This window comes from Candidatus Amarolinea aalborgensis (assembly GCF_900491745.1).
In the GTDB taxonomy this organism is placed as follows: Bacteria; Chloroflexota; Anaerolineae; order SSC4; family Amarolineaceae; genus Amarolinea; species Amarolinea aalborgensis.
This window is the reverse complement of record NZ_UETR01000038.1, coordinates 17,851-30,629: the sequence shown is the minus strand read 5'-3', so window position 1 is coordinate 30,629 and position 12,779 is coordinate 17,851. Positions and strand designations below refer to the sequence as shown.

At 61.5% G+C, this 12,779-nt stretch carries 11 protein-coding genes; 3 read left to right on the top strand and 8 right to left on the bottom strand.

The window, feature by feature from the left end:
* The first annotated feature begins 373 nt into the window (after window positions 1-373).
* Window positions 374-1,375 carry a zinc-dependent alcohol dehydrogenase family protein gene (locus tag ACPQ6D_RS21090; protein WP_423226326.1) on the top strand — a complete coding sequence of 334 codons (1,002 nt, stop codon included), beginning with the start codon at window positions 374-376 and terminating at the stop codon, window positions 1,373-1,375.
* The gene (locus ACPQ6D_RS21085) at window positions 1,372-3,669 is read left to right on the top strand and encodes a glycoside hydrolase family 15 protein (protein WP_423226325.1); all 2,298 of its coding nucleotides are present in this window, start codon (window positions 1,372-1,374) and stop codon (window positions 3,667-3,669) included. The genes ACPQ6D_RS21090 and ACPQ6D_RS21085 overlap by 4 nt, the downstream gene beginning before the upstream one ends.
* Window positions 3,670-3,738: 69 nt before the next feature.
* Here ACPQ6D_RS21085 and ACPQ6D_RS21080 read toward each other — a convergent pair whose 3' ends face one another.
* The 8 genes from ACPQ6D_RS21080 to ACPQ6D_RS21045 all read right to left on the bottom strand — a co-directional run bounded on the left by ACPQ6D_RS21080 (window position 3,739) and on the right by ACPQ6D_RS21045 (window position 11,105).
* Window positions 3,739-4,110, bottom strand: coding sequence for a diacylglycerol kinase family protein (locus ACPQ6D_RS21080; RefSeq protein WP_423226324.1), 372 nt, complete (start codon window positions 4,108-4,110; stop codon window positions 3,739-3,741).
* Window positions 4,107-4,568: an rRNA maturation RNase YbeY gene (ybeY, locus tag ACPQ6D_RS21075; protein WP_423226323.1), complete on the bottom strand. Its 462-nt coding sequence runs from the start codon at window positions 4,566-4,568 to the stop codon at window positions 4,107-4,109. Before ybeY ends, ACPQ6D_RS21080 begins: the two co-directional genes overlap by 4 nt.
* A 56-nt stretch (window positions 4,569-4,624) precedes the next feature.
* Entirely contained in the window at window positions 4,625-4,813 is a 189-nt protein-coding gene (locus tag ACPQ6D_RS21070; protein WP_423226322.1) for a DUF5989 family protein, read from the bottom strand.
* A 91-nt stretch (window positions 4,814-4,904) separates the two neighbouring features.
* Window positions 4,905-6,248: an SGNH/GDSL hydrolase family protein gene (locus ACPQ6D_RS21065; protein ID WP_423226321.1), complete on the bottom strand. Its 1,344-nt coding sequence runs from the start codon at window positions 6,246-6,248 to the stop codon at window positions 4,905-4,907.
* Window positions 6,245-8,044 (bottom strand): carbamoyltransferase family protein, encoded by a 1,800-nt coding sequence (locus ACPQ6D_RS21060; protein ID WP_423226320.1) that lies wholly within the window; start codon window positions 8,042-8,044, stop codon window positions 6,245-6,247. Before ACPQ6D_RS21060 ends, ACPQ6D_RS21065 begins: the two co-directional genes overlap by 4 nt.
* 82 nt (window positions 8,045-8,126) lie before the next feature.
* On the bottom strand, window positions 8,127-8,357 hold the full coding sequence (locus ACPQ6D_RS21055) for a hypothetical protein (RefSeq protein ID WP_423226319.1): 231 nt from the start codon (window positions 8,355-8,357) through the stop codon (window positions 8,127-8,129).
* A 193-nt stretch (window positions 8,358-8,550) separates the two neighbouring features.
* Window positions 8,551-10,359, bottom strand: a complete 1,809-nt coding sequence (locus ACPQ6D_RS21050; protein ID WP_423226318.1) for an AAA family ATPase — start codon at window positions 10,357-10,359, stop codon at window positions 8,551-8,553.
* Window positions 10,360-10,424: 65 nt separating this feature from the next.
* A complete protein-coding gene (locus ACPQ6D_RS21045) occupies window positions 10,425-11,105 on the bottom strand; it encodes a CBS domain-containing protein (protein ID WP_423226317.1) in 681 nt (226 codons plus the stop codon).
* A gap of 285 nt (window positions 11,106-11,390) precedes the next feature.
* Here ACPQ6D_RS21045 and ACPQ6D_RS21040 point away from each other — a divergent pair, with 285 nt between their 5' ends.
* Complete coding sequence (locus ACPQ6D_RS21040; protein ID WP_423226316.1) at window positions 11,391-12,779, top strand: hypothetical protein; 1,389 nt, start codon at window positions 11,391-11,393, stop codon at window positions 12,777-12,779.

Sequence of the window (12,779 nt, the reverse complement as noted above, 5' to 3'; positions counted from 1 at the left end):
CCACCTTGTAGCCCGATCCGTTCACGGTCGGGCGGCGTTGGTTGCGCGCACGCTATGTGGCCTCCAACCCCGCCGGAGGCCAAAGGCCATCCGGCTACGAGGTGCAAGCCCCTCTGGGGCTACGCCCCGAAATTGAAATGCACCCAATCTGCTGGGGTGCGGTTCAAACTGGGGGCCGTTCGGCTGAGACCTCGGCGAGCGGCTCGACTGAGCGATTCGGCTGAGCTCATCGAAGCCTCGCCGAAGTCTCGGTCGAGCCGCTCACGTCGAACTGGTGAAGATCGAGTTGACCATGCGTTCGGGCTATGGTATAGTGCCACCCGGCCAGGCATCTTGACCTGCTCCCCACTCTAACGGAGAAATCGAGCCTATCATGTTAGCCATGCAACTGTTGGCGCCCTGGTCTGTGGATGAGAATGACCCGCTCGTGGTGTCCGAACTGCCGGAGCCAGAGCCAGGCCCGGGCGAGATTCTGCTGACGGTGCGGGCGTGCGGTGTTTGTCATACCGACTTGCACACGGTCGAAGGCGAGCTGGCCCTGCCGCACCTGCCGCTGACGCCCGGCCACCAGGTGGTGGGAGTGGTGAAAGCCCTGGGCGCGGGCGTGACACGTTTCCAGGTTGGCCACCGCGTCGGGGTGGCGTGGGTTCATGCCACGTGCGGCGCGTGTCGTTTTTGCCGCGGCGGCCAAGAGAACCTGTGCGAACAGGCGCGCTTCACGGGCCTGCACACGCCAGGCGGTTACGCGGGGGCCATGCTGGCCGTGGCGGATTTCGCGTTCGCCCTGCCGGCCGGCTTTGCGGATGAGCAGGCCGCGCCGCTGCTGTGCGCAGGCGTCATCGGCTATCGCGCCCTGCGCCTGAGCCAGGTGCAGCCAGGGCAGCGCCTGGGGCTATTCGGTTTCGGCGCCAGCGCGCATCTGACGATCCAGGTCGCACGCCATTGGGGCTGTGAGGTCTTTGTCTTCACGCGCAGCGATGCGCACCAGGAACACGCGGCTGCGCTCGGCGCGGTGTGGACCGGCTCACCGCAGGAAACGCCGCCGTTCAAGCTGGACGCTGCGATCAACTTTACCCCCTCCGGCGGGGTTACGCTCGACGCCTTACGTGTGCTGGAACGCGGCGGCGCGGTAGCCCTGGCCGGCATTCACAGCAGCCCGATTCCTGAATTCGACTACCGTCTGCTCTACGGGGAACGCCAACTGCGCAGCGTGACCAACGCGACGCGGCAAGATGCGGAGGAACTGTTGGCGTTAGCCGCCAAGATTCCGTTGCAGACCGATGTCGAAGTGTTTACCCTCCTTGAAGCCAACCAGGTGCTGCGCCGCCTCAAGCGCAGCCAAATTACCGGCGCGGCGGTGTTACAATGTGCATGAAAACCAAGCAGTACCCAGATTTCCGAAGTCTCCCAGACTTCAGGAGTCTCAAGCTATTCCCGGCCTTCCTCTTGTTGATCGGCCTGGCAGCCTGCCAGGGGCCGACGCCCACCTCTGCCCCTGGCGCGACGCCGATGCCATCTTTGACGCCAGTTGCCAGCGCCACGCCGACCGTGGCCGCGGGCGTACAAATCATTCCCCCGCAGAACACGCCGGCTCTGCCCACCTCGGTTGTGCCGCAACCGACCGGCCCCGCGCCCGAACCAAAAGCGATCGCCCGCGCGCCGGGCGCCTGGAGCAGCGGCTCACGCCAGGGCGTAGGCACTGCTTTTACGTACGATGCCCCGATCAGCCAGACCAACCCCTCGCGCGTCTGGTTCACCCTGGATGACGGCGCAGTGACCGATCTCTTCTGGCCCCGCCTGGACCAGGCCAATTTTCATTCGCTGCGTTTTCTCGTCAGCGATGGCAAAACGTTTCTGCATGACCTCTGGCGCGAGGCCGACATCAAGACCGAACGACCATCGCCGCGCCTGCCGTTCTGGCGCATCACCTTGACCGACAAGGCGCAGCGCTATCGGCTCGTGGAAGAGGTTGCGGCCGCGCCGACCGCGGACGCCATTATCATCAAGGCAACCTTCGAGGCCCTGCAAGGCGATCCAGGCGACTATCAAGTCTACCTGTATGCCCTGCCGCATCTGGCCAACTCCGGCCAAGACGACCACATCAAAGTCAACCGGTCGGAGGGCGTAGCCATCTTCAGCGATACGAGCGCCAACGCGCTCATGCAAAGCTCGACTTTCGCTGCGCTCACCAGTGATAGCCCATGGGTCACTGCATCCGCAGGCTACGTGCGCAACAGCGACGGCTTGACCGACCTGGCCGATTTTCGTCTTGACCAGGCTTTTGACCAGGCCGGTGACGCGGGCCGGCCGGCCTTGACTGTCTGGCTGCCGCCCGCGCCGGGCTGGGTGTTGGCGCTCGGTTTTGGCGACGGTGAGTCTGTGGCGCGTGACCAGGCCGCGCGGGCCGTTGCTCAAGGTTGGGACGCCACCGCTCAGGCGTATCTCGATGGCTGGCAGCGTTATGAACAGCGCCTGGTGAAGCTGGACGACCAGGCGCCCGATCTGTTTTACTTGAGCGCGGCCCTCATCAAGGCGCACGAGGACAAGACCTACCGCGGCGCGATCATTGCGTCGAGCGCCGTGCCCTGGGGCGATCATTCACCCGACGCAACGGACAAGGGCGGCTACCGGCGCGTGTGGGCGCGCGATCTGTACCACTCGGCGTCCGGGCTGCTGGCTGCAGGCGATGAGGCGACGGCGCGTGCGGTCTTGGCGTATCTGGATGACGTGCAGCAGCTGCCCACTGGGGGCTTCCCGCAGAACAGTTACGTAGACGGCCGGCCGCACTGGATTTCCACCCAGCTCGACGAAGCGGCCGCTCCTATCCTCTTGGCTGCGCGGCTGGGCGCCGTGGATCGCTACGCCAGTTTGGTCAAACCGGCGGCGGCTTTCATTGCCGCGCGTGGCCCGGCCACGCCCCAGGAGCGTTGGGAGGAGATGGGTGGTTACTCGCCGGCCACGTTGGCCGCGGAAATTGCGGGGCTGGTCGCCGCGGCTGACTTGGCGCGCCAGAGCGGAGACGAGGCCTCGGCCACGGCCTGGTTGACCACGGCCGATGCGTGGCAGCGGCAGGTCAAGCCATGGACCTTCACAACCACAGGGCCGTTGGGTGATGGCCGCTATTTCTTGCGCCTGACCGGAAAAGGCAATCCGAATGAGGGCGCCATTCTGCGCATTGGCGGACAAAACGTGGATCAACGCCACGTCGTGGATGCCAGTTTCCTGGAGTTGGTGCGGCTGGGCGTGCTGCCCGCGCTCGATGCGGAGGTGACAGGCACCTTGCCCGAAATTGACGCCGCGATTCGGGCGCAAACGCCGCAAGGCTTCAGCTGGTATCGCTATCCCGGTGATGTGTACGGCGAAGAGAGTCCTTCCAGCGCTGTTTTGAAAAAAGGGCGACCGTGGCCCTTGCTCACCGGCGAACGCGGCGTCTACGCCGTGGCGGCGGGCGATCACGCAACCGCCGCCAGTCTGCTGCGCACCCTGGAGGCCTTTGCCAACGTGGGCGGGCTGTTGAGCGAACAAGTGTGGGAAGATACGGGCCAGGGCACGGGCTCTGCGACGCCGCTGGTGTGGGCGCACGCCGAATACCTGGTGTTGTGGCGCTCGCTGCACGATGGCGTCGTAAACGACAGGCCAAGCGCGGTTTCTCAACGTTACCTACGCTGAGAGGGAATGCTGAATGATGAATTCTGAATGCTGAGTGTTCCTCATTCAGCGTTCCTCATTCAGAATTCCTCATTCAATCAGCCTCTGCCACAACGGCGGCCCGAGGATGAGCAGGCCGATGATGACAGAGCCCATGGCCGCCATGAGCACCGCGGACGCGGCGACATCCTTGGCCGCGCCAATCAAGGGGTGCTGGTCCAGGGTGACGGCATCGCCCAGGGCTTCGATCGCGCTGTTGCAGGCTTCAAGTCCCAGCACCAGGCAGAAGGTCAGCACGAGCAAAGCCCAATGCGCGGCCGGTAAAGTCAGCCACAGGCCCAGAGCCACCACCGCCAGGATGATGGCGAGGTGGATGCGGGCATGATGCTGCGTACGGAAGAGGTAGCCCATGCCAATCAAGGCCACGCGGAACCCATCCCAAAAGCTGTGCCTGGCCTTCATGCTGGGTTGAGAATGGCGGCCTGCCTGGCCCACATCGCTTCCTCTTCGACGGGGGTCGCGTGATCATAGCCAAGCAGGTGCAGGGTGCCGTGCACGGCCAGCAGCGCCAATTCGTCAGCCACGAACCGCCCGAAAGTGGGCGCCTGGGCAGCCGCGTACGGATAGGCGATGACGACATCCCCCAGGTAATGCGCCAGTTCAGGCGCGCTGACAAAGGCGGCTGCGTCGGGCAGCGTTTCTTGCGCGGAAAACGACAGCACGTCCGTTGGCTCGTCCAGGCCGCGGTACTCGCGGTTCAACTGCTGCACCTGGGCGTCGTCCGTCACGACCACGGTCAGCTCCGCGGCGGGCCAACCTTCGAGACGTAGGGTGCGCTGCACGATGGCGCGCAAAGCCTCTTCATCAACCAGCGCCGAAAATGGCTCGGCAATCACAATCGTGATCGGTTGTTCTTCCACAGGAACCTTTCCATGCGGGCGCAGTCAGCCGCCGACCCAGAGGCGGCCGCGCCCGATCAAAACAGCGTGTAGATCAGCGGACCGATCGCGGTCGCCTGGGCGAGCACAATCAGCAAACCGAACAACAACAAAACAGCCACCATCGGGATGATAAACCAGAGCCGGCGCTTGGCCAGGTATCCGAGCATCTCACCCACCAGGCCCACTCGCGCGCCCGCATCACGTGTCGTGCGCTTGATATCCATCGAACACCTCCTATTTCACGGCGCCTGCGGTCGAAAAGTCACCCATGCGATGATCGCTAAGGGGCGGCTCGACCGGCGACAATCTGCCTTCTCAGGGCGTTGGGGCGGCGCTCGGCTCAGCTGAACCAGCCACGGGCACCAACCTGTTTTGAACTAAGAACTCATACAGCGACTCACCCGCCAGGCGCTCCGCAGCGGGCGTCCAGTGCCCATCGTGGCGCAGGTGGAGCAGATCGCGTGAGGTCGCCGCGCGGCGGCGAAAGATCGGCAGCAGATCCAAGTACGGGATATTACCCCCATCCAGAATGCTGTACACGACTCGATTTGGCTGCTCGAGATCCCACTCCTTGTCCTGCATGGCAGGATAACGCTGCAGCAGGCCATCCCACAAGGCAGGGTAAACCTGCTCCTGGGCTGTGAGAATGACAACGGCCAGGCGTGCGCCCGCCGCGGTGACTTCCCTGTCCAACGTGCGCAGCAGCGCATTGGTCAGGGTGAACGCGTCCTGCCACTGCTCCGTGGGCGGACGCCGATAAACGCCGTAGGTCACCGGAATATAATCGGCCGGCAGGGCGGCGTCAATTTCCTCCTGCCCCGGTTCGATCAATCCCCAGCGCACCAAGAGGCGCGCCAGGGGCGGAACAGACTCGCGCAGCATCGGCGTCACAAAGCGATAGAGTGCAGAGTTGCGATGCAGCCAGGGGCGCCAACTTTGTAAAGGCGCCGCGCTCGGCGACTCATCGGCGACGCCCACCGTGGGCTTGATGGGGGTCGTGACGGTGGGCTTAGGCGCCTGTTGGGGATCAAACGGATAGTAGTGCAGCGTGAGCTGTCCATTTTCCAGGGCAAAGAAAGGCTTGCGTACGCTGCCGAAGTTCTCGACCTCCAGGGCTTCGGAATTGTTCAGAAAATCGTTGCCTGGAAAGAATCCCAAAACGACCAGGTCAGGCTCATACTTGATGCCCTCATTGCGAAACCAGAGCAGCGCTTGATCGCTACCCCACGCGCTGACGCCCGCATTGATGACCTGGAATTTGATGGGCGAGTTGCCGGCATTGAGGCGCTGCTCAAGCACTTTGCTGAAGGTCTGCTCCAGCGGCACGCGCAGCCCTTCGACGTACGAATCGCCCAACACCAAAATGCGGAATTCGTCCGCGGCCTTGGAGTAGTCCAATTCCACATCGCGCAGGCCCTTGCTGTTGATCGTGACCTCGACGTTGTATTCATTGTATGGATTGAACCAGCGCCCGGTCGCGCCGGCTTGGTGTTGCCAACCGTACTGCGGGTCGGGCGACTTCCAGAACCAGCCTGGGCTGGAGGCAGGCGGGGCCAGATTCAGGATGCGCACGGTGAGCTCGAGCAGCAAGACGGCAATCAAAATGCCCATCAGCGCCAGTCCGGCCGCGCGCAGAAATCCTCGCAGCGATCGCATCACGTTGAACGCTTCCCCAACTGATCCTTGCGCACGAGGGCATTGCCCAAGACCAATGTATCAATTTCGCTCTTGCTAAAGGTGTTGAAGGCATTGGCGGGCGTGGTGACAATCGGCTCGCCGCGCAAGTTGAAGGAGGTGTTGAGCAAAACCGGCGTGCCGGTAGCCTCGCCAAAAGCCTCCACCAGGCCATAGTAGCGGGGATTCCAGTCACGGCGCACAGTCTGCAGGCGGCCGCTGCCTCCGATGTGGGTCACGGCTGGGATTTCATGCTGGCGGTTCTCGAAGATCGGTTCAACGAGGAGCATGAAGCGCGCCGGGTAATGCGTATCCGGTGCGTCCAGGTCAAAGTAGCGGCCCGCGGCTTCTTCGGTTACGACCGGCGCGAAGGGGCGAAACGGCTCGCGGAACTTGATCTTCTCGTTGACGATTTCCTTCATCTCCGCACGGCGCGGATCGGCCAGGATGCTGCGATTGCCCAGGGCGCGCGGGCCCCATTCGAAGCGCCCCTGGAACCAGCCGACGACGCGGCCAGCCAACAAATCATCCACCACCGCAGCCTGCAGCCGATCGTCCGGCAGCACCTGGTAAGGAATGGACTGGCTGCGTAGGAAGGTTTCGATCTCGGCTTGGCCGTACTCCGCGCCCCAATAGCAGTGTTCCAGGGTGAATTCACGCGGCTTCTTGAGCAGGACATGCCAGGTGTAGAGCGCCGCGCCGAGCGCGCCGCCGGAATCACCCGCGGCCGGCTGCACGTAAATGGACTCGAACGGCGTCTCGCGCAAGATGCGACCATTGGCGACGCTGTTGAGCGCGACGCCGCCGGCCAGGCACAGGTGCTTCATGCCGGTGGTGCGGTGCAGGTTGTGCGCCATTTTGAGCAGCGTCTCTTCCGTCACGTGCTGGATGCTGGCCGCGACGTCCGCGTAATACTGGTTTTGGGCTTTCAACTCCCGGCTGTGGTCGCCGCCGGGATGCGTCAGGTCGGTGACAAACAGGGCATTCGGGTCGCGCGGCGCTCCGAACAAGTCCACGAAGCGCGCCCCGAACGTGCTGACGGTCGAATGATGGAACGTGAAATAACCCATGTTCAGGCGGAAGGAGCCGTCAGGCGCCACTTGGATGAGCTTTTCGACCCGATCGGTGTATTTGGGTTGACCGTAGGGCGCCATGCCCATTACTTTGTATTCGCCTTCGTTGACTTGAAAACCAAGCCAGGCGGTGAAGGCAGAATAGAGCAGACCCAGGGAATGTGGGAAGCGAATCTCCTGGTCAAGCCAGATGTGGTTTTCACCGACGCCGTCCCACTGGGCCGTGGCGCGGCCAAATGCGGCCGTGGTCCATTCGCCGACGCCGTCAACCGTCAGGATGGCGGCCTCTTTGTACGGCGAGCAGAAGAAAGCGCTGGCTGCGTGCGAAAGATGATGATCTACAAAGAGAATCTTGTCTGTCGGCAAGTTGAGCTTGCTGACCAGGAGGCCCTTGACCCACAGTTTCTCATTGAACCAGGCAATCATGGCCTCGCGAAAGACCACGTAGGAGCGAGGCACGGTCTGCAAAATGCTCAGCAGGATACGTTCCAGTTTTGGCAGCGGCTTTTCGTAGAAAACCACGTAATCGAGGTCATCCGCCGTAATGCCGGCCTTCTGCAGGCAAAACTCAATGGCGTGCATGGGAAAGCCGTAATCGTGCTTGACGCGGGAGAAACGCTCTTCCTCGGCTGCAGCCAGCAGATGACCGTCGTGCAGCAAGGCTGCCGCGGCGTCATGATAGAAACAAGAAACACCTAGAATGTACATGTGTGGTTTGGTCTGCCTGGTTAGGATGGAGTGCGGGAGATCACTCGAACAGCCGCGCGGCCGCCAACAGGGCCGGGCGCCATCACGACTGCATACGGGCGCCGTCGAGGGTTTCGTTCAACGGCTCACGTGCCGTCCAGAACGTGGCGGCGTCCGCAGGGTCTTGCAGTTGGAGCGGGTCTGAGAACAGGCGCAGCAGCGCGCCAGTTGGCAGCACAAGCACAAGATACAGGAGGCTCAAAATAACGCGCGCCTGGAAATTGCCAATCGCGCGCATCACGGCCTTGAAGTTTTCCCAGAATGTCTTCAGCACGCGACGATGTCGCTCCTTTGATGCCGGCCAGGGTTGGTCAGCCGGTATGGTACAACGATTTATAGAACCGCCAAGACGCCAAGATCGCGAAGATGGCAGAGACGCTGTCAATGCGCCATCGCCTTGCCGTCTGCAGCCGTTCTTGCGGCTCTTCGGCATTGTAGCATAGGATGAACAAAGGACAAATTTCCCGTCAATCTCTCCTCGATTGGGCGCTGTCCGCGATCTGCACGACGGCATTCAGCTTCTCGGCAATTTCGGGTGCAAGCTGGTCGCGGGTCACCAGGCGAGCCAGAACGTAGTAGTCGGACTTGCGCATCAGATTGGGCAAGCCAAGCTTGCGAAAATAGCGATCGAAAACAGGATCCAGGAAGTCATCGCTGGCCTTGATATCAGAGGACCAGGGGCCAGGCCTCCCCAATGTCTCAAGCGCCTGCGCAACTTCGGTGATGGCTGCATGCATGGCAAGCTCGCGCCGCTCCTGCTCCGCAAGGCCAAAAAGGTCATCAGGCAGGTCATGGCGCGCATAGGCCGTCAGCACGTCGGGCAGGCAGAGGTAGTTTTCGATCTCGCGACGCTGCCACATAAGTTCCAGCAAAGGTTGGCCTTCCTGCAGCTTCCTGTCCAGGCGATCGAAGATCGCAATGCCGACGAAGTCTGACTTGGCCTCTCGTAACCCATAGAAGTGCTCGCGAGCTTTTTGTGGGACATTCGAGCCAACGTAGGTCACGAAAGGGCGCTCCAGCACGTTGGCGGCGGGATGATCGAGGGTGGCGGCAAAGGCCTGGAGAATGGCAAGATCGCTGCTCCCTTCGACATACAAGACCCAGCCAGTTTGCTCGGCCTGATAATACTGGTCGAAGCCGATATCGGTCAGCGCCTTGAGCACGTGACTGCCCCGGCCGTCAATGCGATGCGGCTTACCCACGAAAGCGATGACCGTGTCACGGCCGGCCGCTTCGTTCAGGACAATCTCAGAATGGCTGGCCGCAACAATTTGCGATCCCTGTCTCTGCGCCACCTCGGCAATCAGCTGGTAGGTTTGGCGTTGACGCAGAACTTCGAGATGCGCAGCAGGTTCGTCCAAGAGCAGCACTGTCTGGGGATTCGCGTAGAGATAGGCCAGCAGCAAGAGCGTTTGGTGCAGGCCCCGCCCTGCTGAGGACAGGTCTAGCCTGGCGCCGCCGGTCTCCAGATAGGCCATGGTCAGCTCGCTCCGCTCCTTGATGAAGGTAGGTGGCAGCAGCGTCACTCCGAACAGGCGCTTAATATGTTGAGTTAGTTCTTTCCATTCCGGAGACCCGGCGAACTCTGGCTGTCGCTCCCCATACGAAGGGCGCGCCTCCTTTAGTTGCGGGATCTCCTGCGCGACCGCAGCCAACTCCCCGTAGACCAGGTAACATAGATTACGCAAGACCTGCGCAGTCTGGCCTTGCCCAACCAGCACACCAATCTCCCCGGTCTGCTTGATGAATTCCCGGTCGGCCAACCCAGACATGGGAGGCAGAAAAGCGACCCTTGTAGTCGCGGCTTCCGGAGGAACCGGCATGCGTCTAGGCGGGTCGTCATGGTTGACGCGCAACGGACGGCAGTAGAAAGATTCGTCGTTCGCGTAGTCGAACTCCAGCCCGCATGACCAGGACCGGCCGTCGGTCACGCCATCCACCACTATCTCGATGCGAATGTTTTGGGTTTTCTGCTGGCCGGTTCCCCGTCCGGCGATGCTGCGCACGTGCAGATCGCGCCATAGGAGATTCGCATCTGGGATCGGAATGGCAATCAAGTCTCGGCGATTGATCGTAACTCCCGGGCGCTCTTCGGGTGAGACCTTGGCGCCGCGCTTCTCGTTCCAGCGCCGCAACCCGATGTCCCACAGCGCCAGCGCCTGCAAAGCGGTTGTCTTACCGGAGTTGTTTGGTCCGATTAAGACTACGGACTTGCCGAGATCGAAACTCACATCGTCCAGCTTCTTAAAGTTACGAATTTGGATTTGCGTTAGCATGGTTCAACTCTCAAATGCTGGTTGCGAACAATCGCATGAGGGCAAGGTACTGTCCTGGCGCCTGGTCATACCCCCAGGAGCAGCGGCTCGAACGGCTTGTCCACCACGCGCAGGTCGGTCACATTCACGTCGGCGTCGCCGGCCAGGGCGGCTTGCAGTTGATCCGGCTGCGCGCCTACGATCTTGAGCGTCACCCGTTTATGCTCTCCATCCGCTTCGTTGATGGTGAGAATGGTGACGATGGAGCCGCCGGCGTCAGCCACGTACCCGGTCAGGCGATGCAGCATCCCGCGATGGCGCTGGAGGCGCACCGCGATGCGCAAGCCCGCGGCCCCGGCGCCCAGGGCCTCGGCCAGCGTCTCGAAGATGTCGGTCTCGGTGATGACGCCGACCAGGTCGCGGCCGCGCATCACCGGCAAGCAGCCAATTTTGTGCGCGATCATGATACGGGCGGCCTCTTCGACTGGGCAATCTTCTGTCACCGTCAGCACGGGCGTCGTCATGATGTCGGCCAGGCGCAGCTTGCTCAGCAGCGCGTGGACTTCGTAAATGCTCAGGCTGGCAGCTGGCGAAGGCGCGGTCGAGAGAATGTCCTTCTCCACGACAATGCCCACCAGGCGGCCCTCGAGGTCGAGCACCGGTAGGCGCCGAATCCGATGGTGGCGCAGCAGCGCCACCGCTTCACTGTGCGAGGTGTTGACCGTGGCCGTAATCGGATTGGCCGTCATTCGTTCTTTGACCAGCATGAGTCTCCTCCAGATAACTGCGGCGAGCGTTGAACATGCTCCAGTATAAGCGAAAATGGATCATTTACCAAGTTGTGAAAAAAGGGCTGATGATCGCGGCGGGGGTGAGCATGAGAGTGGAGGCGTGAACGCGGCCACGGAAAATGAGTGATCTTGCCTGGTCATGCGGCATGGTGTATACTGGGGTGCAGTAAGCTCCGCCCCACATGGCTTTCCAGCAAACAAGTCGCCTGCTGCACGCGCCAGCCAACGCCGCGTGCTCTACTCGTAGGAGATCATTCATCCATGCGCTATAACACCGCCGCCATCCGTGATCTACTCAACCAGGCGCTGAGCGATGACGAGCTCAACACCCTCGTGTTCGACCATTTCCGTGAGATTTATGACAACTACTTTACCGCGAGTCTGACGCGCCAGCAAAAGACACAGATTCTGCTGGAACAGGCGGAGCGCCGCGGCGAGACCGAGCGCCTGCTGGCGCTGGTGCGCGAGCTGAATCCTGCCCAGGTGACAGCCTTTGCCGATCAGGTCCTGCGCGTGCCGCCAGCCGCGGCGCCGAAGGGGCGCCAGCGACTGTTGATTGGCCTGGGCGGGCTGATAGCGCTGGCTTTGGTCGGATGGGGCGGTCGAGCTTTATGGCTTAGCTTGGGGCCGCCATTGACGCCCCTACCCACGTTTGCCACTTGTCAGGCCTCCCGTGAACCCGTGCGGGTGGCGCTACAGTCGTTGGCCGAATGTCCGGACGAAACTTCTGTGCAGGTGCAGACCGCCCTCGTTTCTGCAGGTGCCGTCATCACACAAACGTCTGCCAACATCCTCCGCACATGGCGTCAGCCAGAAGGCTTTGACCTGATAATGCGTGGTGCATGTGACACCAGCTCGGCCATCACCAACCTGGCGGCAACTTTCGAGTTGTCGGCTATACGCAATGCAGAGGACCTGTTTCAACCACTCAATGTCAAGGTCAGCGGAGGGCTGAGTGAGGTGCTCAGCGCGGGAGTCGCGCTGGTTACGTTTCAACATGGCGACTATTCGCAAGCTAGCGAGCAAATTGCGGCGCTACCGACGTCTGTGCAAACTCGCGAGCTGCAATTGCTGCGAGCGAACGCGATGCTGTTTGATGAGCGTCATGAGGATGCAATTGTCCTCTTCTCGGCGCTAACAACGGAGCAGCCAAATTGGAGTGCCGCGTTTCACAACCTGGGTGTGGCATTGTTCAGCAAGGCACAAAAACAAGATATCTTTGCAATGTCAGGCCAAGACTATCTGGACAGTGCAATCAGACTGGCAGCAGAGCAAGGAGAAACCGATATCGAGTTATCAGCACGTGCGAACTACAGCAATCTGCAACGCCACACGAACTCCAACTTTGACAAGGCAAAGACTGCTTGCCAACGTGCGGAAGCGCTCAACGGTCAATCCGTGCTAACGAGATACTGCTGGATATACTATTATATGGCTATTAGAGGCAGACCCGGTACCAGCGCAACCCAAATTAGCGCCAAAATGACCGAGTATCTTGGCATACCGCAGATAGATGACCCTCCGAGATTGCAGGTGCTGCGGGGAGCCTGGTACCAGGATCAACACGCCTACCAGCGTTTCTTGGAGCAGATGCAGTTCCATGCCTGCTTGAGTCAGGACCGTAAGTTCTTGGCTGACGTGGTGCGTTAG

Coding starts and splice junctions, on each gene's coding strand:
- ACPQ6D_RS21090 (WP_423226326.1), top strand. CDS start 374: ATGTTAGCCATGCAACTGTTGGCGCCCTGGTCTGTGGATGAGAATGAC.
- ACPQ6D_RS21085 (WP_423226325.1), top strand. CDS start 1,372: ATGAAAACCAAGCAGTACCCAGATTTCCGAAGTCTCCCAGACTTCAGG.
- ACPQ6D_RS21080 (WP_423226324.1), bottom strand. CDS start 4,110: ATGAAGGCCAGGCACAGCTTTTGGGATGGGTTCCGCGTGGCCTTGATT.
- ACPQ6D_RS21070 (WP_423226322.1), bottom strand. CDS start 4,813: ATGGATATCAAGCGCACGACACGTGATGCGGGCGCGCGAGTGGGCCTG.
- ACPQ6D_RS21060 (WP_423226320.1), bottom strand. CDS start 8,044: ATGTACATTCTAGGTGTTTCTTGTTTCTATCATGACGCCGCGGCAGCC.
- ACPQ6D_RS21050 (WP_423226318.1), bottom strand. CDS start 10,359: ATGCTAACGCAAATCCAAATTCGTAACTTTAAGAAGCTGGACGATGTG.
- ACPQ6D_RS21045 (WP_423226317.1), bottom strand. CDS start 11,105: ATGCTGGTCAAAGAACGAATGACGGCCAATCCGATTACGGCCACGGTC.
- ACPQ6D_RS21040 (WP_423226316.1), top strand. CDS start 11,391: ATGCGCTATAACACCGCCGCCATCCGTGATCTACTCAACCAGGCGCTG.